We start from the raw sequence: 25,515 nt of genomic DNA, 5'->3' as shown, positions 1-25,515 counted from the left end.
ATTGTAATCGGTTAAAACAGTATGATGTAATTAAGTTAATACACAGTGTTAAAAATTTAGGAGGTTTTATTATGGAAATGTCGAAACAACAAGTCCAAGCATTAGTGGAACAGGTTATGTGCCAAATGGCAAAAAGTCCGCGGACAGGCAGCAGTGCTGCAAATAGTCAGTTTAATGAAGTTTTAGGCGAAGGTGGCTGTGAACCATTCGATAAAGAATATGGAATGATGAATTTTGGCGATCCCACTAAAACAAGTCCAAGTCCCTATGATCGCACAAACCGAATTCTTCACCGGGTTTGTGCAATCACCGAAGCTGCCGATGCCGAAAGAGCGATGCTCTATACCGAAGCGCATAAGATGTTTGGGGGGAATGGTGGTTCGCAAATTATCACCAATGCTAAGATCTTAAATTATATTCTTGACAACATAACAATTAACATTTACCCGGATGAATTAATTGTTGGTGAAATGGGTGCTCCCGCGCGTTGTTCCCCATTTTTTCCGGAATTCTCATTTGACTGGATCGTCGATGAATTAAATAATTCACCATGGTACAATCGAAAAACCGACATTTTTGCATGTTCAGATCAAACAAAAGCAGATTTATTAAGCATAGCTGAATACTGGGAAGGTAAAAACCTGAAAGACCATGTCGTAAATAATTATCTGACTCAGGAAGAAATAAAAGGATCATCTTTAGGCGGTCGGCCAATATTCATGCCTAACCTGTATGTGTATGGCGGTGTCGGTCATACCTGTCTGGATTATGAAACGATATTAAATGAAGGCTACAGCGGATTAAAAAGAATGATTGTCGAACAGCTGGAAGCAATTGATGACTTTACGACACTGGCCAATCTTAAGAAAAGAGAATTCTATACGGCGGCACTGATAAGCTTGGAAGCGGCATCTAAATTTTTCAGAAGATACGCTGCCTGTGCAAGAGCAAAAGCTGCTGCCGAAACAAATCCGGACGAAAAGAAAATTTTACAACAGATTGCTGAAAACTGCGACTGGGTTTCAGAAAATAAACCAAAAGGTTATTGGGATGCCCTGCAACTATACCACCTGGCTTCAAATATTACCATGATCGAAAGTAATGGTCATTCAATCACCTATGCTAATTTTGATCAGGTATTATATCCTTTCTATGAAAAAGATATGAAAGAGGGCAAAATCACCAAATCTTTTGTCGCTCAATGTATGGAAAGTTTCTATGTTAAAATTCACGAACTGCGTAAACTGCGTGATGAAGAAACAGCAACCTTAAACAGTGAAGTTGGCATTGGCGGTCCTTGTCTCGTTGTTGGCGGACAGAAAGCAGATGGTTCAGATGCAACGAATGACCTTACCTATTTAGCGATCGAAGCCCATAACCATACCTGTTTACCAGATCCCTGGTTTGCCTGCCAATGGAATGATGCCGCACCCTGGGAAATTAAAGTTAAAATGGTTGAAGCCATTAAAATTGGTACCGGTCAGCCAAAATTATTTAATATTGAAGGCATTATCCCAACTGAATTGGCTAAAGGTATTTCATTGGAAGATGCCCGAACCTGTACAATGGTAGGTTGTGTTGAACTTGATGTACCCGGCAAAGAATACGGTGCCCATGATTTATGTTACTACAGTTTGCCAAAAGCCATGGAACTAGCTTTAAATGGCGGTCAGTGTATCGATTGCAGTCCCAATTGTCCGCGCTTCAGCATCTGCGTCGGAGCAGGCAAAACACTGGGACCAAATACCGGCAGCTTAGCAACCGCAAAAAATATCGATGAGGTAAAAGATTCTTATCGACAACAAATGAAATACTGGTGTGATCGCATGGTTAGCTGTATGAACTGTGTTGAAGAGGCTCATAAAGATCTTAAACCATTGCCATTCTTATCGGGTATGAACAAGTGTGCCATTGAAAATGGTGTGGATTTAACCGCCGGCGGTGCAAAATACAATTTTTCAGGTCCTCAAGGGGTCGGTCCAGCCACCGTTGGCGATTCCTTAATCAATATCCAGAAAATAGTATTTGAAGATAAAAGAATCACCGGGGAACAATTCCTGGATTGTCTGAGAAAAGACTGGAAAGGTTATGAAGAAATATATCAGCTTGCCAACAGCGATCGTATCCCGCATTTCGGTAATGATAATGATGAAGCTGATGCCTATTCTGTCTTTGCAAGTGAATGTTACTTTGAGTTCATCAATGGACGTGAAAATGTTAGAGGCGGTAAATATGCAGCCGGTTTATACAGTGTCTCAGCCAATGTCGGTATTGGGATGATCCAAGCGGCTACTCCTGACGGAAGAAAAGCTTACGAAGCTGTTTCAAATTGTATCGGTGCTGTCAATACAATGGCTGGCAACCATGATGTTAATGGTCCAACGGCAATGTGTAATTCAGCGGCTAAGTATGACCATCAAAAAGCCGGCAACGGAACATTATTAAATATCAGATTTACGCCAAACAGTGTTTCCGGTAAAGAGGGCACCAAAAATATGATTGGGTTTATCCATTCCTATTTCCACCAAAACCCACTCCATATCCAGTTCCATATTCAGAATGTCGAAACGCTTATCGATGCCCAATTACATCCCGAAAATTACAAAGGACTTTTGGTTCGGGTTGCCGGATACAGTGCTTACTTTACAAGATTGAGTAAAGCCCTTCAGGATGATTTAATTCACCGTAACGCATTCGATGAAATCTAAAAGATAATTAAAAAGTAATCGGTGGTGTGACGCAAAAGCGTGTTCACACCACCAATACTGTTTTATTTTCAGAAAGGGTGAAAATTATGACAAATGAAGCTTTGGGTATGATTGAAACCAAAGGTCTGGTTTCAGCAATTGAAGCAGCGGATGCAATGGTAAAATCAGCAAACGTATCATTAGTGGGTTACGAAAAAATCGGTTCCGGATTAGTAACCGTAATGGTTCGCGGCGATGTTGGCGCGGTCAAAGCAGCGGTTGATGCAGGTGCTGCGGCAGCTGATAAAGTTGGACAAGTTGTTTCAGTCCATGTGATCCCAAGACCACATGGTGATGTAGAGAAAATTTTGCCGAATCTATAATTATTAAAATAAATACGGAGGCGTAAATTAATGAAAGATGATTTAATGAACAAATTGATGGAAGAAGTTATGAAGAAAATGGGCGATGTTAAAGAAACCGGTACTGTAGCTGCGGCCACTGGGGTATGTGGATTAACCGAATTCGTAGGAACCGCTATTGGTAATACCATTGGATTTGTTATTGCAAACGTCGATAAAACATTGCACGAAGCAATGAAAATTGATCCAAAATACCGGTCAATCGGTATTCTTTCCGCCCGAACTGGTGCTGGCCCCCAAATATTTGCAGCGGATGAGGCAGTAAAAGCAACCAATTGCGAAGTTGTCTCTTGCGAATTAGCAAGAGACACTGAAGGTGGAGCCGGCCATGGTTCTTTGATTATCTTTGGCGCAGAAGATGTTTCAGATGCAAAAAGAGCGGTTGAAGTGGCACTTCATGACTTGAACAGAACCTTTGGAGATGTATATTCGAATTCGGCCGGTCATTTGGAATTCCAATATACGGCGCGCGCAAGCTTTGCCTGTAACATGACACTGGGCGCTCCGATCGGAAAAGCCTTTGGTATCGTTGTTGGTGCTCCGGCAGGGATCGGCGTATTAATGGCTGATTCCGCATTAAAATCGGCTAATGTCGAACTCGTTGGTTACGCTTCTCCTGATAATGGCGGAACCAAATACTCGAATGAGTCAATGATCTTCATCACTGGTGATGCCGGAGCAGTCCGTCAAGCGATTTATGCTGCCAGAGAAGTTGGCAAGCAGGCACTGGAAGCACTTGGCGGTCCTTGCCCATCGGTAACAACGCCCTATATTTAATTAAAAAGCGATGCAGCGTAAGTCGTTCGTTTTATAAATAGAAGGGCTTTGTTAAAGCGTGGCCGGAAGTTGGTTTCGAATGATTCAAAATTCGGGGAGGTAAACCTGAACCGGTTGGCGAATCTTATTTTACAATCTTAGACAGAGAGTACAGAAAGTTTTGAGGTATAACGATGTTTTCATCTGAAAATAATGACAACAAGTACGTAAATAATTTCATCAATGATTTATTGAATCAGTTCAATTGCGATACAGAATCACAGACGCATAATATATCAACCAATAATGAATTATCGTTTGATGCTACGGTATGTTCCGGAAATCAGCAATATGAAGAAGCAGCAGAGAAAAAAAATTCATTCTTATTTGATGAAGTGGATGATGCGGTTGAAGCGGCAGTGAAGGCTCAAAAGGAATTAGTAAAATGTTCATTGGCCAAACGTGCTGAGATAATTAACGCGATCCGTGAAAAAATCAGAGAAAATATTCCCCAATTAGTTCGCATGGAACTTGATGAAACGGGTTATGGCCGCTATGAAGATAAGGTTGCTAAACATCTGCTCACAATCAATAAAACGCCTGGTGTGGAAGATATAAAACCGGAAGTATATACCGGGGACGATGGTCTGACGTTAATTGAAAAAAGAGCCTATGGCGTTGCTTGTTGCGTGTTGCCTTCAACGGCACCATCGTGTACACCGATCCATAATGGCATTTGTATGGTTGCGGCTGGAAACAGTGTAGTTTTTAGTCCGCATCCAGGCGGGAAAAACACGACCTATGCGGTATTAGAATTGATGAATGAAGCGGTCCGGGAAGCTGGCGGTCCGGCAAATATTTTTGTTACAACCAAGGAAGCGACGATTGATAAAGCAAATGAAATGATGCACCATCCTAAAATTGATTTATTAGTTGCCACCGGTGGACCAGGTGTTGTCAAAGCTATTTTATCATCCGGGAAAAAGGCCATTGGAGCAGGACCCGGTAATCCACCGGTATTTGTTGATGAAACCGCGGATATTCCCAAAGCGGCAAAAGATATCATTGCCGGTAACAGCTTTGAGAACTGCATCCAGTGCAACGGTGAAAAAGAGTGCCTGGTCATTGACAGCATTGCGGATTTACTGATTGGCGAAATGCAAAAGAATGGGGCATATCTGATAAAGGATATGGCAACGATTGATAAATTAACTGATTTAGTCACGACAGATAAGGGTGGTGTTAATCGGAAATATATTGGAAAAGACGCTAAGATCATTTTAACGGATATCGGGATCACGGTTGGCGATGAGATAAGAACGATTATTTATGAAGTTCCGGCCGATCATATTACTGTCATGGAAGAATATCTGATGCCATTGCTGCCCATCGTCAGAGTTAAAAATGTCGATGAGGGAATTGAAAAAGCAGTTATCATCGAAGGCCGCAGAAGACATAGTGCGGTGCTGCATTCACGAGATGTCCATACCATTACTGAATATGCGAAAGCAATCCAAACGACAATTCTTGTCAAAAATGGGCCGTCATTTGCCGGTGTTGGTTATGGCGGAGAAGGATATGCAACCATGACGATTGCCGGACCAACCGGTGAAGGTCTGACACGTCCTAAATCATTTACTCGGGAGACCCGATGCGCTTTGATCAAAGAATTCAATGTTAGAAGTGGTACAAGATAGTAGTTTTTAACAATCTTTTTTCAAAAGGATAAAATATGCGTAACGATGCATCAAGATAAGTATCACTCGGGCTGTCACAAATTATCTGATTTTCAGAGAAGTGACAGTCCCTTATATCCTTAAAATAAACATTTCAACAGGTTTTAAGGAGAAATGTTTTAGAGGGAGGAATAAAAATGGTTCACCAATATACAACCGATTATCAAGACCGTAACAACTGGATGTTTTGCACATTCGATTCGAATTTGCCAGTTGATGTATTTTATGTGTATCCAACCGCTTATTATAATAGCCCGGGCGAACCGGCAATCTGCCCTGTTACCCATGGCGCAATGCGTCAGCGAGCCCGGGAAAATGTTATCAATAAAGGCTCGGTATTTAAGGCTGTCGGTAACTATTTTGTACCATATTACCGCCAAATAAGTCTTGAATATCTGATCGATCAGAAAAAAAATGATATCAGAGAGTTCATTGCCGGACCTGTGACCGATGTGATTCAGGCGTTTACCTATTATATGGAAAATTTTAACAATGGACGACCGTTTATTCTGGCAGGTCATTCACAGGGATCTATTTTAATTTCCATTCTGCTGGCTACTTCATTTAAAAAACATCCGGAATACAACCAATCCATGGTTGCTGCCTATATCATTGGTTATGGCATAACCCAACAGTATTTAGAAAATAATCCGCATCTTCGATTTGCCAGCGGCGAGACCGATTATGGAGTAATCATCTCGTATAATACAGAAGCACCCGGTATTACTGCAGAAAATATCACCGTACCGCATGGCACGATTGCAATAAATCCAATTTCCTGGAAATGTGACGAGACAGAAATATCATCCAGCTTGAGCCTGGGTTCTCGGATTGTCAGACGCGACGAAGAGGGACACTTGATTGATATACTTGACAAGCTTCATTATGCCGATGCCAGAATTGATATGAATCGCGGTGTAGTCATTTGCAGTACCGCAAATCCTGAAGATTTTCGGATCATTGGCGGTGAAAAATACTTTCCTCTGGGGAATTTACATAGTGGCGATTATTCGCTTTATTATTACGATTTAAGAAAAAATGCGCAAAAGAGAGTGAACGCATATTTAGCAAAAAAGGAGACTTTATGGAAAAAATAGAAAAAGTTGTCTTTTATAAGTGTTACAAAATTTTAAGTAAGTTTTGCGGGGATTCTCGAAGTGATACGATATACTTAAATTTTTTGACAAATCTTGATATCTTTAGAAAGAAGTATTTTTTGAGTGCTTATAATTATAATAATAGAGATTTTAATATTATTATGCTATTAATGGCATTGTACCAATCACTTTTGAACAATACAATTTCGTGGAAAATATCGGAGAAAGTGTTGCTGAATATGTTAACCGAATGTTGGAATATCTATCCCCAAAAGAATCAAGTGTTTAATAAAAATATGTATTTTGATATTTTAGAAAATAATAATTGTATTGTTCTTGCTCCTATTTTAAACAGTCAGTAAAGATTATTATCAGAATCGACACTGTGAAGCATTGGTAGGGATGGGTGCAGCGATTATGGAAAAATATATCGAAGCACAAAACAAGTAATGAAAAATTCAAATGACGCAACAGAATCATCTTCAAAAGAAGGTGATTTTTTTGTATGTATAAATAATGCTTAAAATAATTATATTTGAAATTGCCTATTGACAAAACGTTTACAAAGGCTTATATTTAATCCATACTTACTTGTACGTATAGGTTGATTAAGGAGATGGATCATGAATAATCCAAAATTAATACTCTTTACCGGTTTTCTTGGTTCGGGGAAGACTTCGTTACTTTTAAAAACAGCCAGACATCTGGCACAGCAGCAAAAACAATGTGCCATTATCGTCAACGAAGTTGGGGAGATCGGAATTGACAATCTGCAGATGAAAAAAATGGGCTATGACGTCTGGGAAATATTTGGGGGATGTGTCTGCTGCACTCTGGCAGTCAGTCTGGAAGAAACCATTGAAAAACTGACGGCGAATTATGCGGTTGAATACATTCTGATGGAACCATCCGGCGCCGCTGATCCCAAAGCACTGTTTCAGCCACTGAAGCACTGTGGCTTTGCCAAAGAAAATCTGAACAATGTGTTTATCCTGGATCCCACCCGGGTGGAGATGTTTGAAGCGGTTTTGGAACCCTATCTTGAATCATCCATTCCGCTGGCAGATATTGCCGTTATCAATAAAATCGATGTGGCAACTGCACCAGAGCTGGAAAAATCAGAAGCCATCATCCGGAAATACAATCAGACGGTTCCGGTTTTGAAAATCAATGTGAATGAACTGAGTGACAATCAGATCGAAGAGATACTTAAATAAAGTGAAACGGAGAGATGGCAATGTATCAGAATACATTTGAAACACTGGCGGTGGAGACCACACTGTTCTCACGGCAGACCATAGAGAATTTAACATGGAAGGAGATCGGATGCTTTTTTATCCGGAATTATATGGAGCAGCTCGGAAAAACCCCGAATGCGGTCATTGGTCATATCAAAGGGCTGATTGAATTGGAGGATGAGAATTTCATCAAACTCAGCAGCGTTCGTGCAGACCGCCCGGTAAACGCTGAAATCCCTAAAACTCATGGCAACAGCCGGGAAGGGCGTTTAACCTTTAACGGCATTATTTCCAATATTTCAAAAGACACCAATATCCAGTGCTTTCATATGGCACTGGAGCGAACCTGCAGCGTCTACGGGCTGACGACAGATTATAAAGAAGCGATTCCCGGTGATGAAGAAACAACCAATTCAAATCCGGAACCCTGTCCAGTCTGCCATGAACATCATCCCCATGACGAAACCTGTGGGCATCATCATTAAATGGTAATAACCGATAAAACCATCGGTATTATAAAGCAAATTTCTGGTAATTGCGAAATTAAAAAATGATGAACAATGGCTGCTTTGATGTCAGTTTTCACAAACAATTTTGTAACGTCGAGGCGGACATCTCGGAGAGTGTCCGCCGTAGAGTGTAAAAATTGTTTCGTGTAAAACTGGCAGCGAAGCTCACGGCTGTAACGCAATTACCAAAACAAATTAAAGCTGGAGGTACAATGCATGCTTGAAACAAAAAAAGAGACTCCTTAAAATTCCACGGGTACTGGCATTGTGGGCCATAACGTACACGGGAAGCGCTAAAAGGAGTGCTCATCACTTTTATATTAACACAAATCCCAATGGAAAATAAAATTATTTTTCCATAAATCGGATTAATTTTAAATATACTTGAAACCTGATGAGTGTTCCTTCTGAAAATGTTTGGTTCAAACGAAAAAAAGTTAACAAAACAAAAACATGGAGGATAAAGAAATGGCGAAAATAAGTGAATTACTGGCAAGTCTGGAAATGGATGAGCTGATGGAATTGGTCCAGCAAGAACTGGAAAATGGCACCGATCCCGTGAGTATTCTCAAAGAATGTGAAGCTGGCATGGTCAAGGTCGGGGAATTGTTTAGCTCAGGAGATTATTTTGTTTCCGACCTGATGATGTCCGGAGAAATGTTCAAGGAAGTCGGGACGATGCTGGAACCTTATTTAGATGGAAAAACCGGAGATATTCTGGCTAAGGTTGTTTTAGGCACCGTTGAAGGAGATATCCACGATATCGGTAAAGATCTGGTCTATGTGATGCTGAAATCCGGCGGATTTGATGTCATTGATGTGGGGGTTGATGCCAAACCGGAAGCGTTTGTCAATGCACTGAAGGAATCAGGAGCACCGATTTTGGCATTATCCTGTTTATTGACCACCGCCTATGATTCCATCTCAAACACTGTCAAAGCCGTTGAGGCAGCCGGACTCAGAGATCAGGTCAAAATTATCATTGGTGGCGGACCCACCGACGAATCAGTTGTCAGATATACCGGCGCGGATGCCGTCGGTGACGATGCCCAGTCGGCAGTTAAATTATGTAAGGAGATGTTATGATGAAAACGAACCCAATATTTGATGAACGATTAAAAAAAGTTCAAGCTTGTACTAATCATGAAAACGAACATGTTCTTGCCTGCTATATGGGGCAAGCTGTACCACCAACCTATTCTGATATTACACTGGCTAAATATATGTCAGATACAGAAGCTGGTTTAAAATACTACATCGATTTTGTTAATCGTATAAATACAATCGCTCCTGTTGATTGTATTAATTTTGCTTATCCAGGGGCGCATCAAGCGGCATTAAGCCTGATATGGTGGTCTAAAGTCAAAATGCCAGGTGAGGAATTAGGAGAAAACGAAATCTGGCAGGTTGATGAGAAAAAAATGATTCAGGATGGCGATTATGAACTTATCATTAAAGAAGGTTCTCAAGCGGTAATGAATCGGATATTGCCTCAAATCATAGATATGAAAAAGATTGAAAAATTTTTTGAATACCATGCAAAAGACGAAATGATTGCGCAACAGTATATTGATGCAGGATATCCAGTTTTAAATAGTGGATTGATCTGTCCTCCGTTTGAAACATTATGTGGCGGACGTTCTATGACCGCATTTTTTATGGATTGCTATCGAAAACCGGATTTAGTTAAAGAAGCTCAAGATGCCATGCTGGAAGAACAGCTGAAAATGATCGCTTCTCGGCCAGATAGGGATTATGTCATAGGTGAATGGATTGGTGGTTGGCGTGGAGCGTCAGGACTTGTCAGTCCAAAGATTTGGGATAATTTGGTATGGCCTTATATGTATAAACTTGCGTTAGCCTTAATTGATCGAGGAATCACACCAATCTTGCATTTAGACCAGAATTGGGATCGAGATTTAGAAAGATTTTTAGAATTACCAGCAAAAAAATGTATTATCAATACCGATGGCATGACTGATTTAAGAAAAGCCCGGAAAGTTTTAGGTGACCACGTTGCATTTATGGGAGACGTTCCTGCTCAAATGTTAACCGTATCAACTCCTGATGAAGTCAAGGATTATATACGTCGACTACTTGATGACATTGGTGTAAAAGGGGTAATTTTAGCTGCAGGTTGTGATGCTCCGACATGTTCAAAATTCGAAAATCTTGTAGCAATGCATGAGGTCGCACTAGAGTATTAAAGAATTAAGGAGACATTTATGATATTTATCGGAGAAAAAATAAATGGCACCCGCAAAGCTATCCAGGAAGCCATTATCAATCGGGATGCCGACTTCATTAAAAAAACAGCTCTGGATCAGGCCAATGCCGGGGCAGACTATCTGGATGTGAATGCCGGCACCGATCCTTCCCGAGAAAAAGGGGACATGCTCTGGTTAATCGAGATGGTGCAATCGGTCACCAATACCCCCATCTGCATCGACAGTTCCACCCCGGAAGTCATCAGCGAAGCGATCCACGCTGTCAAAGAAACGCCGATGATCAATTCCATCAATGGTGACCCGGAGCGTCTGCAGAGCTTTATCCCCTTTATAAAGGAAAGAGACTGCAATGTCATCGCTCTGGCGCTGGACGAATCCCAATCCGGGATGCCAAAAACCGTAGAACAGCGGATGGTTGTACTTGAAAATATATTCAAGGCCACCCGGGATGCGGGGATAGCTGACGATAAAGTCTTCATTGATCCCCTGATCATGGCGGTTGCCACAGATCAGAAAGCCGGGCTGATCGCCTTTGAATCCATCAAAACCATCCATGCGGCATATCCGGAAGCCCATATCACTGGCGGGCTGAGCAATATTTCCTTTGGTCTGCCAAACCGGGCTCTGGTCAATCGGACCTTTTTGACCCTGGCAGTGGCAGCCGGCATGGATTCGGCAGTTGTCAATCCCGAGAATGTGGCATTAATTGAGTCACTCAAAGCCACTGAGCTGTTGCTGGGCCGGGATCGCTTCTGTCGGAAGTATACCACTGGGGCAAAAATCGCGTTTATCAAAAAATAAAAACATGTCAGATTTTCATAGCCCTTTTCCTGGCGCATTCGGGAAAGGGCTGTGATTGATTCAGACCTTTAATCAAAATATCAAAGAATAGGAGTTGATCCATCAATGAAAGCGTATCTTCAAAGTGGTAATTTTTCGGAAATAAAGGCGATTGATGATACCCAAAGCATCCACATCACCAAGGAAGTCCGAGATCGCTGTGCTGACAATTATTGCGGATTTTATGGCAAAAATTATATGTGTCCTCCGGCCGTGGGAGATCTGGAGTATTATCGGGAATTGATCCTGACGTACCCCAAAGGACTGCTTTTTTCAAAAATATATTCATTAAAAAACAAATATGATCACAAGGGCATGATTAAATCCGGCCTTGAATTTCGAGAAGAGATCCAAAAAATCAGCGAAGCAGCGAAAGCCGAACATTTTGACTATCTCTTTTTCACCGCGGGAACCTGCTCTATCTGTGAAACCTGTGCCATCCTGTCCGCGGAACCCTGTCGATTTCCTGATGAAACCATGCCATCATTGGAAGCGTCGGGCATCGATGTGGTTACGCTAAGCCGTGATTTGGGGATGACTTATAACAATGGTTCCAATAAAGTCACCTATTTTGGTTTAGTGCTCTATAGGGATTAGCCCAAAATTTGGTGAATGTTGCTATGCAATAAAAAGCAATTATGATAGAATCAATGATACAGATCTGTACGTAAGAGTTGAGGAGAAATGATGAAGGAAAAACTGATCGAACTGATTGCGGACTTAAAACTGAGCGAAGCAGAGGCCTTTGCAGACGAATTGATCCAACAGGGAATCGAAGCTCAAGATCTTTATGATATTGTTATGGAAGGATTAAATGAAATCGGAAAAAAATATGAAACGGGCGAATGCTACATTGCCGACCTGATTGTCTCGGGAATGATTGCCAAGAATATTTTTGCAGCAGCCAACCTTCATCAGGGGGGGAAGACTTGGTTGAAACCCGTAGGAAAGGTGCTTTTTGGGACGATTTTTGATGATATTCATGATATCGGCAAGGATTTGATGATTGATGCCCTGGAAAACAAGGGCATTGAAGTCATTGATCTGGGCGTGGATGTGAAAGTTGAAAAATTTATTGATGCAGTAAAGCAGCACCAACCGGATATTATCGCCGTGAGCTGTGTGATGACCAATTCCATCCCTTATCTGCAGGAATTGGGAAATGCCCTGGAAAGAGAACATCTGCTGGAAAACCGTCGTTTTTTATTGGGTGGCGCGGTGGTGAATCACGATTATGTTAAAATTCCACAGATCGATTTTATGACCAACAATTTTTATGAAGGGCTGAGATACTGTGAAGTTTTTCTGGAAGAAAAAAATAAGGGAGCAAAAAATGAATGAGTGATGTTTTATATTTAGCAATTGTAGCGAGTTTAAAAGATAAAATATTAAAAAGTCAGCTTAAACCCGGTGATATGCTGAATTCTGAAACCGCACTGATGAGTGAGTATTCCGCGAGCCGGATGACTATCCGCAAAAGCCTGTCGCTTTTATCCAACGAAGGGTATATCTACTCGGTGCCGGGCAAGGGGAATTTTGTCTGTAAACCCGAAGTGGATATTTTTCAGTTTAAGTTTAATAAGTATGACGGGTTAAACACCCATATTGATGAGGTCAAGCTGATTTCGGTGAAGGTGCTGTATCCGACTAAGCAGATTGACCGCACATTAGCGTTGGCGGAAAACCAGAAAGCCGTCGAAGTGAAGCGGATTTTATATTCCGATCAAAAAGAAATTGCCATGGAGATTATTTATCTGCCCTATGTGCATCATCAGCCGGTAATTGAAGATATGCTGAAATTTGCCAACTATCTCAAGCCGGTGGAAGAAAAACTGGCATTTGTCCTTGATAAGACACTGAACATCACAGTGGCCATGCCATCGGAAGAAATCCGGGAAAAACTCAACCTGGGTGAGCGTGATCCCGTTTTTGAAATCACGGAAATTATCAAGAACGAAGCCACGCTTAAAATTCTGGAATACGCCTGGTTTTATGTCAGTCCCAAATATCTAAGTATTAAAGCGGCAACGCCAAAGGACAGTGACGATAAACGGATCTTCTAGTCAATTAAAATAAAAAAGAACTGCAGAGTTTTGGCAGTCCTTTTTTTAACCATTTCTTCTATTATTACGATCCTCCGATTGAGCATTTCAGACCATATGCTTCGACGGCTTCTTTCAGCTGATCGATGCTGGTCTTACTGGCAGGTTTGATTTCATTTAAAGCATATTCTCGTCCCAAATAGTCGTACTTATTCTGTCCCAGACGATGATAAGGCATCAATTGAAGTTCCTTAACAGACGCCAAAGACCTTACAAAGTCAGCCGTAGCCTGGATGTTCATTAGGTCATCATTGACTTCCGGAATAACGGGGATTCGAATAATCATCGGAACCCCGGACTTGGCAATAATCTGGGCGTTTTTCAGAACTGTTTTATTGGAAATTCCGGTACATAGCTCATGTTTTCGGTCATCCATATGTTTAATATCCATAAAAACCAGATCCACCAAAGGCAGTATTTTATTTAAAACTTTCTCGGTGGTAAAACCGGTTGTTTCAATGGTGGTATGCCAGCCGTTTGACTTGCAGCCCATCAGCAGCTGCTCGAAAAATTCCTGTTGAAAAAAGGGTTCTCCACCAGAAAAAGTAATCCCGCCACCAGAATTACGATAATAAATAGCATCTTTTTTTAGTTCACTCAATACCATTTCCACGGTTTTTTCTTCACCAGCCATATTGAGTGCGCCGGCATAACAGACTTCGACGCATTTGCCGCAGTGGGTGCATTTTTCCTGAATGATCCGTGACGGGTTTTCCATATCAATCGCCCCGGCGGGGCATACACTCAGACATTTACCGCAGCCAATGCAGTTGTGACCAATAAACATCAGCTCCTGCTGGCTTTGCTGGGATTCGGGATTACTGCACCAATCGCACTTTAAAGGACACCCTTTTAAAAACACGATGGTTCGAATACCGGGTCCATCATGAACAGAAAATCGCTGGATATCGAAAATGACTCCTTTTGCTTGTGAATCTAAAATGTTGCTCGGCATATTTGCACCTCCAATTATTATAAAAGCAGTGAGAGGCAATTATCCCCTCACTGCTAAGAATTTTTAAATAGTCTTAAAAAATATGTTCGGTTCTTTCAATGATATCATCCTGAATGGATTTATCAAGCGAGGCAAAATGGGCACTGTAACCAGCCACACGGACAACCAGACTCTGGTATTTTTCAGGGTTTTTCTGGGCATCAATCAGTTTCGCACGGTCAACCACATTAAACTGAACATGCATCCCTTTCTGATCAAAGAAACCGCGAACCAGTGAGGATAAGTTGTGAAGACCGGCTTCCCCGGCAATGGCTGAGGGATGAAACTTCTGATTCAAAAGGGTTCCGTTGGAAGCAATGAAATGATCCAGTTTGGAAACCGAATTGACAGCTGCGGTTGGACCCGCCAGATCTCTTCCGGAAACCGGTGAGACACCATCAGCTAAAGCAGTACCGGCCAGTCGACCGTCAGCGGAAGCGCCGGTTCCGGCACCCATTGGAACATTGGCTGACACAGGGTATAAACCCGGTTGGAACTGGCCGCCACGAGGATTCGTATATTTTTCAACCTCACGACAGTAAATCAAGGCGCCCTCACGAGCAAGGTTATCCACGGCATCAATATCATTACCAAACTTTGGTGCTCTGTTTAATAACATTTGACGCATATCTTCCATGCCCACAAAGTTTTCGTCCAGGGCTTTTTTAAGATCTTTGGCGGTAATGGCATTCTTGTCATAGACCAATTCTTTAATGGCGGCCAGGGAATCTCCAACATTGGCAACACCAACGCCTTGTGGTCCGGTGAAGTTATAGTGGGCGCCGCCTTCTTGAAGTGATTTTCCTTTACTGATACAGTCATCTACCATCGAAGCAAGGAAAGGCAAGGGAGCGCGCTCACCGTGAGCAAGATCCACAGAATTATCGGCATTGATGAGCAGGCTTACGAAATGTACCATTTGTTGTTTGTAGGCTTCCATCAGGTCATCAAAGGTTTTAAAGGATTCAAAGGTTCCCGTTTCAGGACCCATCTGCTGGCCATCGGCCATACCGTTATTAAGTGTGATTTCCAGTACTTTGGCGATGTTAAAGAATGCCGCATCATGCCAACCTTCGGTTTTACCACCCTTTTGTGGTTCGACACAGCCGATAACTCCGTAATCACGGGCATCACTTAAGGTCACGCCACGGCTGACTAAGGAAGGAATGACAACCTCATCACTGTAAAAAGCAGGCATTCCCAGTCCTAATTGACTGATTTCACAGGCTTTTAATAAGAGCTCTTCCGGTGTTTTGTTCCATACCCGAAAGGAAAGCGAAGGTTGTGGCAATTTTGTGTGTGCGGTAGCGATGAGACTCATAAAAGAAAGTTCATTGGTAGCATCCAGTCCGTCCGGGGTCTGACCGCCGATAATGAGATTCTGGAACATCGGGTAACCGCCAAAAGCCTTGGTGGATCCTTCATCACGGATCTTATTGATATCGTTGAATTTAACCCAAAGGCAATCCAGCAGTTCCTGAGCTTTTTCATCAGTAATGTTGCCCTTGCTGACGTCCTGTTTGTAATAGGGGTACATATACTGATCGAAACGCATCGGTGAAATGGAATGTCCGTTGGATTCGATTTGCGTGATTGCCTGGACAAACCAGAAAGACTGCAGGGCTTCGTAAAAGGAATTCGCTGGATTTTCGGGAACCGTTTCGCACATTTTAGCAATTTCCAGAAGTTCGTTTTGTCTGCGGGGGTCTTTTTCCTGACTGGAAAGCTCCCTCGCCTGAGCCGCAAAACGATGGGCATAATTAATGGCAGCATTGGCGGAAATGATCACGGCATCAAGGAAATGTTTCTTCTTAATGTATTCCGGCAAAGTAGTATCAGCATTTGCTATTTCTGCTTCAGCTTCGGCAATAATTCCTTTAAAACCTACTGCCATGACCTTTGCGTAGTCGACACCAATATGGCCAACGCCATTAAAAAAGTAATTTCCAACCGTGAAAATGCCGGCGGCAATGGCTTCTCTGGTTTCAGGAAACATGTATTGTTCGGCTAATTCATTGACCGTGCGGCCATCCCAATATTTAAATGCTTCGCCAAGATCTTCCTTGGTTTGATCCGAAATAAGAAACACATCGCCTTTTCGTTTAGCCACAGTATCAAATTCACTAATCAGCCACTTGTTGGAAAACTCGGGGAAAATCTGGGTACCACGAGGTTTAGCCGTTAAATTACCAACGATTAATTCTTCATCGCGAATCACAATAGTCATTTCATTTAGAATTTTTTCCAATGCTTTGGCCCGACGAATAATCATCGGCAGCGCTTCGGTTTCTTTATAGGACTGTGTGATTAATACAGCTCTTTGCGATTCGATTTCCGGGGTTACTGAATATATGCTATCAATTAACTTTTTAATTCTTGGATTTACAGCTGCCATTTTATATTTCTCCTCTATTTTAAAAAAGTATCCAGCCCATTTTGATTAACTATAGTTGTATTTTACTCATTAAACCTGCCTTTCTTTTTTTAATGGAAAATACTTAAAAGATCACAATAAATTACTCCTAATCTTGTTTTTTTTACTCTTCTTATAAAATATGTGCCAGAGCATCAGTTCATATAAGTAAGCGTCTTCACAAGCCGAAAAAAAATTAGTAAACATGATCATACTTAAGATTTTTAGAATATATCACATAGAAACTTTGTCGTCAATTTGCATTCCCTATACCCTTAATGTTATTAAGTTTAGATAAATATTATGCCATAAATATTATGCCATAAATATTATTTGATAATGATTTTTAAGTTTTAAATGAAATATATTGGGATATAAAGCCAATTATACGAAAAAAATAACAAAAATAAATTCTTGGAAATTTTTGTTATATAACTTTTTGAATAGTTATAAGACTCGTCTATTAAATCCCGGCCAGTTTTGAACTCAGCAATGTTTTATTAAAATGGATATCTTGTGATTCATTTTATATTTGGAAAAACAAGATACAGATTAATATTAAAGGCAATATACTCAACTAAAAAATTGAGAAATTTTGTAAAAGTAATAGAATTATAGTTTTTTAAAAATGTTCGGAAATATATCTGAGGCGATAACAAGTGCAAAAATACAATTCGTTTTAATTCGAAATATATGAATTATAGAAAACTTAAATTGCTTTATATTCATGACTAGGATTTTGGCAGGGCAAGACAAACGAAACGTCCCCAAGTCATGATTTACTTCTTTTTAACGGCTAAAACAGTATAGATGGCCTCACTGATTTTAGTCTTCTTTACAATTTCAAAGCCAATTACTGGCAATACTTCTTCAAGTTTCGCTGAACCAACCCGAATGGACATGGGCGGTCCTTCTACTACCAGGTCGTCCTTTTCATACTCCAGACATAACAGATGCCCGCCTGGCTTTAGGACCTCAAAGATCGTTGTGAGTGCTTTTGAAAGCGAGCCTACTTCGTGGAGAATTAAGGATGCCATCACAAAATCAACACTGCTATTTTGAATGCTTAGGTTCTCAATGGGATCCTGAAGCAGTTCAATATTGGTAAGTCCTTTTTCCTTAGCTTTAGCTGCGATGACGCCGAGCATGCGTTCATCAGGATCCATGGCGTACACCTTGCAGTCTGTGCTTTCCGCCATGGGAATGGTAAAAAACCCTGAGCCGGCACCAACATCGAGTAACGTATGGTTTTTTTGAATTGGCATTTGGCCAATAAGTGCTTCAGGTGGGATGAGCTGCTCCCTTTGACGGCTATCTAAAACAGCAATTTTGCTTAAAAACTTTTGATCCGATTGGTTGCAATGATGTGTATGATTCATAATAGAACCTCCTATAAAATATAATGCAGACTGTAATTATCTATAATTGTGCTAATAAAATGAGCAGTTGAAACGGCCTATCTTTCAGCTCATTTTCAGACAACGTCGTAAATATGTTTTTCTTTAAGATGGCTCACCATTTTCTCTTCGGCAGCTTTCATAACTTTTTCGATTTGACAACCATGATTCTCTTCCATTTCACAGGTGAAAAGCGCGCCGCTGCCTTCAATGGCTTGAATGACATCATAAAAACTGATTTCAGTCTTCGGTTTCCTTAGACTATAACCGCCATTTACGCCCGGTGCCGACTGAATGAGGTCAGCCTTGACCAATTGCGTCAGGATTTTGGACAGGTAGGTAGGGGATATATTCAGGTGACTGGCGATCGGTTGAAGACTTAAATTGTCTTTGCCTTCTTGCTTAACGAAATAGGCCATGATATGCAAAGCATAATTCGTTGCTTTTGTATACTTCATAATATTCTCCTCAAAGATAATGCAGACTGTATTTATCTATGATTATACTTGATGAATTTTATTATGTCAATAACAATTCCTATCCTTAAGATTATTTTATTTTAAATTTCGTTGTTATTTATTTCATATATTAGGTATGTATTTATTAATAGGGCAATTCACAGGGAATAGCCTCATAAGCATCACAGGTTCGGTGATGACACAAAAATGAATGGAGAAATATAATAATGAAGAAGGAAGCGATGAAATTACACACAGCGCCCCTGGATTGGAAAGAAGTGTACTATACCAACTGCCCCCCTGGAAACCGCCTTGGAAAATGGCCTCGTCGATGGGATTTATACCCAGAGCAAACCCTTCCAGCATTTCCAGGAAGCCACCGGCAACAAGGGTTTTGTGGCCCTGGCCGGACCGGCCAACAAGCAGGCCCGAGTCGCCGCGGATAATATTGCCGGCGATGACAGTGTTTATACCGGAACCCAGGGGTCCTCGATTCTCAAGGTGTTTGATCTCACCGTTGCTGCCTACCAGCGTCAATGAAAAAACCGCCAAACGGCTGAGGCTGGACTATGATAAGTTGTTTATCTATTCACCCGCCATGCCAGTTATTATCCCGGAGCTTCATACATGCGGATCAAAACAATTTTCGAAAAAAAGACCGGTAAAATTCTGGGGGCTCAGATCGTCGGCCACGACGGCGTGGACAAACGCTGTGATGTGCTGGCAACCGCCATCCGGGCCGGCATGACCGCCTACGACCTGACAAAACTGGAACTTTGTTACGCACCACCCTATGGATCGGCCAAGGATCCAATGAACATCGTGGGCTTTGCCATCGAAAATGTCCTAAAGGGCAAGGTGAAGAATTTTCACTGGCACGATCTCGAGACGCTGCCCCATGATGGCAGTGTGACGCTTTTGGATATCCGGACCGCACAGGAGAACGAAAACGGCCATCTCGATGGATTCATTAATATTCCCCTGGATTCTCTACGGGAGCGCCTGGCTGAACTCGACAAAGAAAAACCCATTTATGAGACCTGCATGGTTGGTGCCCGGGGTTATACTGCCGCCCGAATCCTGATGCAGAATGGCTTTGACACATACAATTTCAATGGCGGATACCTGCACTATTGTTCGATTTTTCCATCTCGCGCAAAATAAACCAGCTGGAATCTAACCCTGGTTAAGGTAGACGGGGAGGTCGGCGGGGAATGGATAAATGATTTAAAAAAGCAGGCATTGAAGCATAAGAATAAAAAGAAGGACGGCAAAACTTTTGTTTTGCCGTCCTTCTTTGCGGAGGGTCAGGCGGAGCGCGGAAAATAAAAGAAACATCCGCCACCTAGTTTATATAAAATCAAAATAGTCAAAGAATATGATATAATAGCGATATTATTCGAATGGATATTTTTTAGGCAAGAAAGTTGAGAAAATTATGGATATATTGCTTTTTTTACGTTGTGCTGAAACAGCAATTGCACTTATGGCAATGACAATGGCGTTTGGGATTTTACGGCAGCGCGCAGTATTAAGATTAGTAATCACACTGATTATCTTGACGGCAAGTTGTTTATATCTGACCGCTGTTTACCAATATATTAGCGAGGAAACAGCTGAAATAATACATGTTCCGATGATTATTTTATCGCTGGAAGTCTGGTGTTATTTAATTCGGCAGACAAATTCTGGGTGTCATATTTTAATTTTCTCACCCAGTTTATGATTTATTTTGGTGTCAGCATGGCTTGCGGCACCGCCATTAGGATTTTTTTCAGCTCAGATCCAGTCATTTATTTGCTGTTACGGGTGGTTGTTTTTGCTCTGGTAATCTTCATTGAAGTCAACTATATCCGAAAGCCCTTTCGATACATTGTTCATATTGCGGATTCCGAGTGGTATCTGATTTCGATGCTGGTATCAGTATTTACAGGGCTTATTGTGATGCTAAGCGTTTATCCCACCATGTATTTTGATCGCGATCTTTATGGCCAGGTTGAAATTGTCCTTGCATATCTTCTTTATTTTCTTGTCCTTGGTTTTATCTATGTTTCTTTGCGTAACACGGCACAGAAGTATGAACTGCTTCAATCCGAAACCGCGATGAAAGAAAAGGTTAAATACATGGAGAAGTACAAGCGGCTTTCCGAAACGGATCCTCTGACCGGACTTTCAAACCGTCGGGCCTTTCAGGAACAGGTGGAAACCTGTCTTTATGAAGAAGAAACAGCCGTGCTGCTGTTTCTGGATATTGATCATTTTAAACAATTAAACGATACTAATGGACACGCTGCTGGTGATGAAGCGCTGAAAGCTATCTCTGATAACCTTAAAAATAGTTTTCGGAGTACGGATATCATTGCACGGTTTGGCGGCGATGAATTTATCGTGCTCGTTAGAAATATGCCGAATGATGATCCGATTGAGCAGAAGATAGCCGTTTTCAATCAGAATCTAATAAATATATTCGAAAAGAGTCCCATGATTCCGGATTTTACTGTCAGCATCGGGGTTGCTGTCGCAAAAAATAAGGATGACTTTGAAAAAATCTATGCAGATGCCGATAATGCCATGTATCAGGCCAAAAATAATGGGGAAAAGCATAATGTGCTTTCCCCGAAAGAAACGTCTGGTGAATTGGCGGAAGGTTTAATTTTAACGAGAAGGCACGCGAATTAAAATTAATCAGAACGATTACCGGAAATGATGGGTATACGCAATCACAAATAATCATTGAAATCTCTGAATAGTATTGTATAATCAACATATGTTAAAAAATATTGAAAGCAAAAGGAGCAAAAATGTATTTAGCGATGACAACCGATGGTAAAACTCTGGAAAGCAACGTCTCTCAGCGATTTGAAGAATGTAAGTATCTGTTAGTGGTAGACACCAATGATTTAAGCGTCAATGCGATCGAAAATACAGCTGCTCTTACCCAGGAAGGCATGGCTCAAAAGGTAATCGAATTTAATTGTGAAGGCATCATCACCGGCGTCATCAGCCATCCGGGAGCCTTTGATATCTTGGCAGATGCCTACATCACGCGATTTCTGGGATCAGGTCATTCTGGAACCGAAGCACTTGCTTTAATGGATCAGCGTGAACTGGCATTAATCAGAAATATCAGTGGCAGCGATCACTGCGATGGCGATCATGACCACCATCATTAGAACGACGGATGATAATTTATATGAATAAAATTTAAAACGCACAGCTGTGGCTATCTGCCATTGCTGTGCGTTTTTCTGTTTGAGATGGTTGCTGACACGCCAGCAAGCAGGCGGCTGAAATGGCGGGCATGACAAAAAAACGTCCCCGCGGTATACTCGCGGTATAAGCGATTCGTCCACAGTAAAAAATGCTGTGTTTTTTTTTGCATTAAAAAGGATACAGATTATTAGCATAATGAGATATTACCCTTTGTTTCAATTGTCTGGTTTTATGAGATATTCCCTAAAACCGCACGATGATTTCTGGATTAAACAGACCGAATGCTACTTGAAATATCAGCGGCAGTACCATTTGAACACAATTAGACCGATTTAAAATAAAACAGCAGCACAAGGTTTTTAGAGTAAAAATGAGTGGTATAATATGCGAATTAAAACCGTTGAAATAAATTTCAGCCTAAATATTGGCTGTGGCAATTTAGTATCTACTATATTTTCAGGAATGAAACTCAGTGCCATATCATAATACCTTGGGTTAGCGCAAGCAATTACAGCTATAAATTTCGGAGTGGATTTTCTGTTATTTCATCTTTTTTAAAAGGACTTTCACTCTAAATTTTACCCTTCTTTTGAACCATTAAAATATCATTGCTATATTTGTACCTTCAGCCATTTCTGGCAGGATGAGAATCAATATATTACCCTTTTTTGAATCTATTTAATATTAAAATCAATTTTTTGGCTGCATTTTTATTTCACGAAATAGGCCTCTATAATTTACCCGTTTTCTGGAAAAATATGAGGTTATATCTATATTCTGCAGATTTTTGTTAAAATCGCTTTAATGTTTGACAGGCAAACGTTTTCCGTGCTATATTCCTTCATGAAAGAAAATATTATTTATACTTAAAATATTATTGATAATGACACTATTGGTTATCATCCTTAGACAAGGACCGAAAAATCGAATTGTAAAAAACCTCAGCTAGCCTACTCCATTTGGACAAATGTAAAGTTCGAAATTCTTCGAAACGTGCTTCAAATGCTATCAACTTTGCTACTGATTTACATAAATAGATATCAGAAAAACAGGAGGAGTAGATGGATAAAAATTATTATTCACCACCGGAAATTGTAGATGTGGCAGTTGGCGTTGGAATTAAAAAAGTATCAACCCCATATTTCAAAGAATTCTTATTAGCAATTCTAGCAGGGGTTTTCATAGGTTTTGCGTCTGAAGGCTCCAATATGGCAGCGTTCAATCTTCTTGCAGATCCAGGCACTTATGGTCTTGGCAAATGCCTTGCAGGAGCGATATTCGGTACCGGCCTGATGCTCGTAATTATCGCCGGTGGGGAAATGTTTACCGGACAAACCCTCATTATGGCAGCAGTTTTGGAAGGCAAAGTAAAAGTATCAAAGATGCTGGGCAACTGGAGCCTGGTCTGGATCGGAAACCTTGTAGGTGGAATATTTCTGGCTTATATGATGGTCCAATCTGGTCTCTTTAACAGCGGCGACAACTTACTTGGCGGCATGACCATCAAGATCGCCGTCGGCAAAGTAGGACTGTCATTTATGTCAGCATTTTGGCTTGGCCTTATGTGTAACTGGCTGGTGTGCCTTGCAGTCTGGATGTCTTTTTCAGCTAAAGATATAACCGGTAAAATATTCGCTATCTTTTTCCCGATATGGCTCTTTATCACTTCCGGATTTGAGCATTGTGTTGCAAATATGTATTATATTCCGGCCGGAATCCTGGCAAAATCCAATCCCAAGTGGGTTGCAGCCGCTATGGAACATGGCGTGACTCCGGAAAAACTGGACAGTTTAAACTGGGCTTCATTTTTTCTCAATAATGAACTCCCAGTAACTCTGGGAAACATCGTTGGTGGTGGGATTTTAGTCGCTGGTTACTACTGGTTTGTTTACAAAGGTGGAAAGAAAAAGAATGAGCTAAAGATTTAAGTAAAATATTAAATAACATAATAAGTGCAAATGTAAACCAGTTATGGTTCAACATTTGCACTTATTTTTTTATAATGGGGACGTTTCGTTTGTCTTGGACTTAATGGAATCGTTTTATTCACCACTCATTATTCAATCTGAAAGTAGGGTTTGAATTCAAAGTGAACCTGCTCCAGGACTTGTTTGCTTTCAGCAAGGATGGCATCGATGCGTTTTGTGTCAATATGCATCAGCACAAAATTGAGGCGGGTGATATAATCCAGGCAGTCTTCCATCGGGCAATTGAATTCCCCCCGGTCATAGGCCCAGAGGATGGAGAAGGTGGACGAACGGGCCGCGGTGGCAATCATGGCTATTTCATCCATGTCCTGGTGAATATTCAGATGATACCGGCGATCATGCATTTTATAAAGCCGGATACTGTCATTACTGAAGAGATCCTCATACTTCTCGTCGGCCAGTTCCTTAATAAAGCGCATCGCTTTGGCATCGCAAAGAAATAACTGGTTATACAAACGGATTTCGACCGCCGTGCTGACCTGCAGATCGGTTCGGCGGCCTTTAAAATAGTCCGTATATAGTTTCAGGGCGATTTTATTTTTAAAATCAAATAAAAAAGCATCACTCACTTTGCGGGCTAATTTAGATTTAGAACCAAAATGATAGGAGATCAGCGGTTTGGTGATGTCGCAAATCTCGGCAATCTGATCCAGATAAGTTTTTTTGTAGCCCTGCTCATAGAAGAGCTGGGCGGCGGTCTCGAGAATGTTTTCTTTTTGACTTTTCATGAATATCTCTTTCTTTTGATGATAATTTATGTATCTTTCAGTTTAGCATTTTTTGAGAATGGAAGCAAGCAAATTCTTTTAAAATCGGGAAAATTAAATTCATTTAAAATGTGTTGACATTTCGTAAAATAACGATTACAATACAAATACTGAACCGGTTAAGCATATTGCATCAAAACAATTTATGTGGTGATGATTCCCCGATGAATCGTTAATATGTCCCATATTAATGGATTAAACGGGTTTAATTGCCCCAAAGAAAAAATCAATAAATATTATCAGAAATCATCTTGTTACCCATGTTTCGTAAGAAAATAAAATACAGTTAATAGGAGAAGAAAACATGACTAAAATTGAAGAAGTAAAAGCCAAGGTAGAAGCAGGAAAATCCAAACTCGTTCCGGGTCTGGTCCAGGAAGCATTGGATGCCGGGAATAATCCCCAGGATATTCTCGATGCCATGGTTGAGTCCATGGGCGTGGTCGGCGAAAAATTCTCAACCGGAGAAATTTTCGTACCGGAAATGCTGATCGCCGCCAAAGCCATGGCAAAGGGCGTGGACGTTCTTAAACCACACCTGGCCGGAGATGGTTCCTCTAAATTAGGGACCTGTGTCATCGGTACTGTTGCCGGGGATTTACATGATATCGGTAAAAATTTGGTCTCGCTGATGATTGAAAGTGCCGGATTTGATATGGTTGACCTTGGC

Annotated in this window: 26 protein-coding genes and 1 pseudogene; 22 read left to right on the top strand and 5 right to left on the bottom strand. The window is 41.1% G+C overall.

Annotated elements, in window-relative coordinates; translation table 11 throughout:
• The first annotated feature begins 77 nt into the window (after nt 1–77).
• The 14 genes from AKG39_RS07205 to AKG39_RS07140 all read left to right on the top strand — a co-directional run bounded on the left by AKG39_RS07205 (nt 78) and on the right by AKG39_RS07140 (nt 13,576).
• Nucleotides 78–2,708, top strand: a complete 2,631-nt coding sequence (locus tag AKG39_RS07205) for a glycyl radical protein (RefSeq protein WP_160316158.1) — start codon at nt 78–80, stop codon at nt 2,706–2,708.
• 86 nt (nt 2,709–2,794) lie between these two features.
• Complete coding sequence (gene eutM, locus AKG39_RS07200; RefSeq protein ID WP_050739707.1) at nt 2,795–3,070, top strand: ethanolamine utilization microcompartment protein EutM; 276 nt, start codon at nt 2,795–2,797, stop codon at nt 3,068–3,070.
• Between the two features lie 30 nt (nt 3,071–3,100).
• A complete protein-coding gene (gene pduB, locus AKG39_RS07195; RefSeq protein ID WP_050739706.1) occupies nt 3,101–3,886 on the top strand; it encodes a propanediol utilization microcompartment protein PduB in 786 nt (261 codons plus the stop codon).
• Between the two features lie 173 nt (nt 3,887–4,059).
• A complete protein-coding gene (locus AKG39_RS07190) occupies nt 4,060–5,562 on the top strand; it encodes an aldehyde dehydrogenase family protein (RefSeq protein ID WP_050739705.1) in 1,503 nt (500 codons plus the stop codon).
• 176 nt (nt 5,563–5,738) lie between these two features.
• A complete protein-coding gene (locus tag AKG39_RS07185; protein WP_050739704.1) occupies nt 5,739–6,698 on the top strand; it encodes a DUF3089 domain-containing protein in 960 nt (319 codons plus the stop codon).
• Nucleotides 6,686–7,060, top strand: coding sequence for a hypothetical protein (locus AKG39_RS07180; RefSeq protein ID WP_050739703.1), 375 nt, complete (start codon nt 6,686–6,688; stop codon nt 7,058–7,060). The genes AKG39_RS07185 and AKG39_RS07180 overlap by 13 nt, the downstream gene beginning before the upstream one ends.
• 261 nt (nt 7,061–7,321) lie before the next feature.
• Nucleotides 7,322–7,915: a CobW family GTP-binding protein gene (locus AKG39_RS07175; RefSeq protein WP_050739702.1), complete on the top strand. Its 594-nt coding sequence runs from the start codon at nt 7,322–7,324 to the stop codon at nt 7,913–7,915.
• A gap of 20 nt (nt 7,916–7,935) precedes the next feature.
• Complete coding sequence (locus tag AKG39_RS07170) at nt 7,936–8,421, top strand: hypothetical protein (RefSeq protein WP_050739701.1); 486 nt, start codon at nt 7,936–7,938, stop codon at nt 8,419–8,421.
• A gap of 492 nt (nt 8,422–8,913) precedes the next feature.
• Nucleotides 8,914–9,531 (top strand): cobalamin B12-binding domain-containing protein, encoded by a 618-nt coding sequence (locus tag AKG39_RS07165; RefSeq protein WP_050739700.1) that lies wholly within the window; start codon nt 8,914–8,916, stop codon nt 9,529–9,531.
• Nucleotides 9,531–10,652: a uroporphyrinogen decarboxylase family protein gene (locus AKG39_RS07160; protein WP_050739699.1), complete on the top strand. Its 1,122-nt coding sequence runs from the start codon at nt 9,531–9,533 to the stop codon at nt 10,650–10,652. The genes AKG39_RS07165 and AKG39_RS07160 overlap by 1 nt, the downstream gene beginning before the upstream one ends.
• An 18-nt stretch (nt 10,653–10,670) precedes the next feature.
• Nucleotides 10,671–11,474: a dihydropteroate synthase gene (locus AKG39_RS07155; protein WP_050739698.1), complete on the top strand. Its 804-nt coding sequence runs from the start codon at nt 10,671–10,673 to the stop codon at nt 11,472–11,474.
• A gap of 105 nt (nt 11,475–11,579) precedes the next feature.
• Complete coding sequence (locus tag AKG39_RS07150; protein ID WP_050739697.1) at nt 11,580–12,110, top strand: DUF2284 domain-containing protein; 531 nt, start codon at nt 11,580–11,582, stop codon at nt 12,108–12,110.
• Between the two features lie 90 nt (nt 12,111–12,200).
• A complete protein-coding gene (locus AKG39_RS07145; protein WP_050739696.1) occupies nt 12,201–12,854 on the top strand; it encodes a cobalamin B12-binding domain-containing protein in 654 nt (217 codons plus the stop codon).
• Complete coding sequence (locus tag AKG39_RS07140) at nt 12,851–13,576, top strand: GntR family transcriptional regulator (protein ID WP_050739695.1); 726 nt, start codon at nt 12,851–12,853, stop codon at nt 13,574–13,576. Before AKG39_RS07145 ends, AKG39_RS07140 begins: the two co-directional genes overlap by 4 nt.
• Nucleotides 13,577–13,640: 64 nt before the next feature.
• On the opposite strand, the gene AKG39_RS07135 is transcribed toward AKG39_RS07140, so the two are convergent.
• From AKG39_RS07135 to AKG39_RS07120, 4 genes are all read right to left on the bottom strand, one after another.
• On the bottom strand, nt 13,641–14,570 hold the full coding sequence (locus tag AKG39_RS07135) for a glycyl-radical enzyme activating protein (RefSeq protein WP_050739694.1): 930 nt from the start codon (nt 14,568–14,570) through the stop codon (nt 13,641–13,643).
• A gap of 73 nt (nt 14,571–14,643) precedes the next feature.
• The gene (locus tag AKG39_RS07130) at nt 14,644–17,004 is read right to left on the bottom strand and encodes a glycyl radical protein (protein ID WP_050739693.1); all 2,361 of its coding nucleotides are present in this window, start codon (nt 17,002–17,004) and stop codon (nt 14,644–14,646) included.
• Between the two features lie 797 nt (nt 17,005–17,801).
• Nucleotides 17,802–18,401, bottom strand: a complete 600-nt coding sequence (locus tag AKG39_RS07125) for a class I SAM-dependent methyltransferase (protein WP_050739692.1) — start codon at nt 18,399–18,401, stop codon at nt 17,802–17,804.
• Between the two features lie 95 nt (nt 18,402–18,496).
• Entirely contained in the window at nt 18,497–18,877 is a 381-nt protein-coding gene (locus AKG39_RS07120; protein ID WP_050739691.1) for an RrF2 family transcriptional regulator, read from the bottom strand.
• A gap of 312 nt (nt 18,878–19,189) precedes the next feature.
• Here AKG39_RS07120 and AKG39_RS20475 point away from each other — a divergent pair, with 312 nt between their 5' ends.
• The 7 genes and pseudogenes from AKG39_RS20475 to AKG39_RS07095 all read left to right on the top strand — a co-directional run bounded on the left by AKG39_RS20475 (nt 19,190) and on the right by AKG39_RS07095 (nt 24,018).
• Entirely contained in the window at nt 19,190–19,417 is a 228-nt protein-coding gene (locus AKG39_RS20475; RefSeq protein WP_050739690.1) for a hypothetical protein, read from the top strand.
• Between the two features lie 69 nt (nt 19,418–19,486).
• Nucleotides 19,487–19,663: pseudogene (locus AKG39_RS20670) on the top strand (CoA-disulfide reductase); the annotation flags it as partial.
• Between the two features lie 27 nt (nt 19,664–19,690).
• Nucleotides 19,691–20,041 carry a rhodanese-like domain-containing protein gene (locus AKG39_RS20470; protein WP_278277926.1) on the top strand — a complete coding sequence of 117 codons (351 nt, stop codon included), beginning with the start codon at nt 19,691–19,693 and terminating at the stop codon, nt 20,039–20,041.
• A 274-nt stretch (nt 20,042–20,315) separates the two neighbouring features.
• A complete protein-coding gene (locus tag AKG39_RS19715; protein WP_126981294.1) occupies nt 20,316–20,603 on the top strand; it encodes a hypothetical protein in 288 nt (95 codons plus the stop codon).
• Nucleotides 20,600–21,556, top strand: coding sequence for a GGDEF domain-containing protein (locus tag AKG39_RS07105; protein ID WP_126981295.1), 957 nt, complete (start codon nt 20,600–20,602; stop codon nt 21,554–21,556). Before AKG39_RS19715 ends, AKG39_RS07105 begins: the two co-directional genes overlap by 4 nt.
• Nucleotides 21,557–21,678: 122 nt before the next feature.
• Nucleotides 21,679–22,050: a NifB/NifX family molybdenum-iron cluster-binding protein gene (locus AKG39_RS07100; protein WP_050739687.1), complete on the top strand. Its 372-nt coding sequence runs from the start codon at nt 21,679–21,681 to the stop codon at nt 22,048–22,050.
• 1,101 nt (nt 22,051–23,151) lie between these two features.
• On the top strand, nt 23,152–24,018 hold the full coding sequence (locus tag AKG39_RS07095) for a formate/nitrite transporter family protein (RefSeq protein ID WP_050739686.1): 867 nt from the start codon (nt 23,152–23,154) through the stop codon (nt 24,016–24,018).
• 128 nt (nt 24,019–24,146) lie between these two features.
• On the opposite strand, the gene AKG39_RS07090 is transcribed toward AKG39_RS07095, so the two are convergent.
• Nucleotides 24,147–24,806, bottom strand: coding sequence for a TetR/AcrR family transcriptional regulator (locus AKG39_RS07090; RefSeq protein ID WP_050739685.1), 660 nt, complete (start codon nt 24,804–24,806; stop codon nt 24,147–24,149).
• Between the two features lie 343 nt (nt 24,807–25,149).
• On the opposite strand from AKG39_RS07090, the gene AKG39_RS07085 reads away from it, so the two are divergent.
• A partial coding sequence (locus AKG39_RS07085; RefSeq protein ID WP_201780227.1) for a B12-binding domain-containing protein occupies nt 25,150–25,515 on the top strand: 366 nt, incomplete at its 3' end.

This window comes from Acetobacterium bakii, assembly GCF_001263355.1.
In the GTDB taxonomy this organism is placed as follows: domain Bacteria; phylum Bacillota; class Clostridia; order Eubacteriales; family Eubacteriaceae; genus Acetobacterium; species Acetobacterium bakii.
This window is presented reverse-complemented; position numbering and strand designations above follow the sequence as displayed.

Excerpts from the sequence above, each read along its gene's own strand:
- AKG39_RS07205 (WP_160316158.1), top strand. The coding sequence starts at position 78 with ATGTCGAAACAACAAGTCCAAGCATTAGTGGAACAGGTTATGTGCCAA.
- eutM (WP_050739707.1), top strand. The coding sequence starts at position 2,795 with ATGACAAATGAAGCTTTGGGTATGATTGAAACCAAAGGTCTGGTTTCA.
- pduB (WP_050739706.1), top strand. The coding sequence starts at position 3,101 with ATGAAAGATGATTTAATGAACAAATTGATGGAAGAAGTTATGAAGAAA.
- AKG39_RS07190 (WP_050739705.1), top strand. The coding sequence starts at position 4,060 with ATGTTTTCATCTGAAAATAATGACAACAAGTACGTAAATAATTTCATC.
- AKG39_RS07185 (WP_050739704.1), top strand. The coding sequence starts at position 5,739 with ATGGTTCACCAATATACAACCGATTATCAAGACCGTAACAACTGGATG.
- AKG39_RS07180 (WP_050739703.1), top strand. The coding sequence starts at position 6,686 with ATGGAAAAAATAGAAAAAGTTGTCTTTTATAAGTGTTACAAAATTTTA.
- AKG39_RS07175 (WP_050739702.1), top strand. The coding sequence starts at position 7,322 with ATGAATAATCCAAAATTAATACTCTTTACCGGTTTTCTTGGTTCGGGG.
- AKG39_RS07170 (WP_050739701.1), top strand. The coding sequence starts at position 7,936 with ATGTATCAGAATACATTTGAAACACTGGCGGTGGAGACCACACTGTTC.
- AKG39_RS07165 (WP_050739700.1), top strand. The coding sequence starts at position 8,914 with ATGGCGAAAATAAGTGAATTACTGGCAAGTCTGGAAATGGATGAGCTG.
- AKG39_RS07160 (WP_050739699.1), top strand. The coding sequence starts at position 9,531 with ATGAAAACGAACCCAATATTTGATGAACGATTAAAAAAAGTTCAAGCT.
- AKG39_RS07155 (WP_050739698.1), top strand. The coding sequence starts at position 10,671 with ATGATATTTATCGGAGAAAAAATAAATGGCACCCGCAAAGCTATCCAG.
- AKG39_RS07150 (WP_050739697.1), top strand. The coding sequence starts at position 11,580 with ATGAAAGCGTATCTTCAAAGTGGTAATTTTTCGGAAATAAAGGCGATT.
- AKG39_RS07145 (WP_050739696.1), top strand. The coding sequence starts at position 12,201 with ATGAAGGAAAAACTGATCGAACTGATTGCGGACTTAAAACTGAGCGAA.
- AKG39_RS07140 (WP_050739695.1), top strand. The coding sequence starts at position 12,851 with ATGAGTGATGTTTTATATTTAGCAATTGTAGCGAGTTTAAAAGATAAA.
- AKG39_RS07135 (WP_050739694.1), bottom strand. The coding sequence starts at position 14,570 with ATGCCGAGCAACATTTTAGATTCACAAGCAAAAGGAGTCATTTTCGAT.
- AKG39_RS07130 (WP_050739693.1), bottom strand. The coding sequence starts at position 17,004 with ATGGCAGCTGTAAATCCAAGAATTAAAAAGTTAATTGATAGCATATAT.
- AKG39_RS07125 (WP_050739692.1), bottom strand. The coding sequence starts at position 18,401 with ATGAATCATACACATCATTGCAACCAATCGGATCAAAAGTTTTTAAGC.
- AKG39_RS07120 (WP_050739691.1), bottom strand. The coding sequence starts at position 18,877 with ATGAAGTATACAAAAGCAACGAATTATGCTTTGCATATCATGGCCTAT.
- AKG39_RS20470 (WP_278277926.1), top strand. The coding sequence starts at position 19,691 with ATGAACATCGTGGGCTTTGCCATCGAAAATGTCCTAAAGGGCAAGGTG.
- AKG39_RS19715 (WP_126981294.1), top strand. The coding sequence starts at position 20,316 with ATGGATATATTGCTTTTTTTACGTTGTGCTGAAACAGCAATTGCACTT.
- AKG39_RS07105 (WP_126981295.1), top strand. The coding sequence starts at position 20,600 with ATGATTTATTTTGGTGTCAGCATGGCTTGCGGCACCGCCATTAGGATT.
- AKG39_RS07100 (WP_050739687.1), top strand. The coding sequence starts at position 21,679 with ATGTATTTAGCGATGACAACCGATGGTAAAACTCTGGAAAGCAACGTC.
- AKG39_RS07095 (WP_050739686.1), top strand. The coding sequence starts at position 23,152 with ATGGATAAAAATTATTATTCACCACCGGAAATTGTAGATGTGGCAGTT.
- AKG39_RS07090 (WP_050739685.1), bottom strand. The coding sequence starts at position 24,806 with ATGAAAAGTCAAAAAGAAAACATTCTCGAGACCGCCGCCCAGCTCTTC.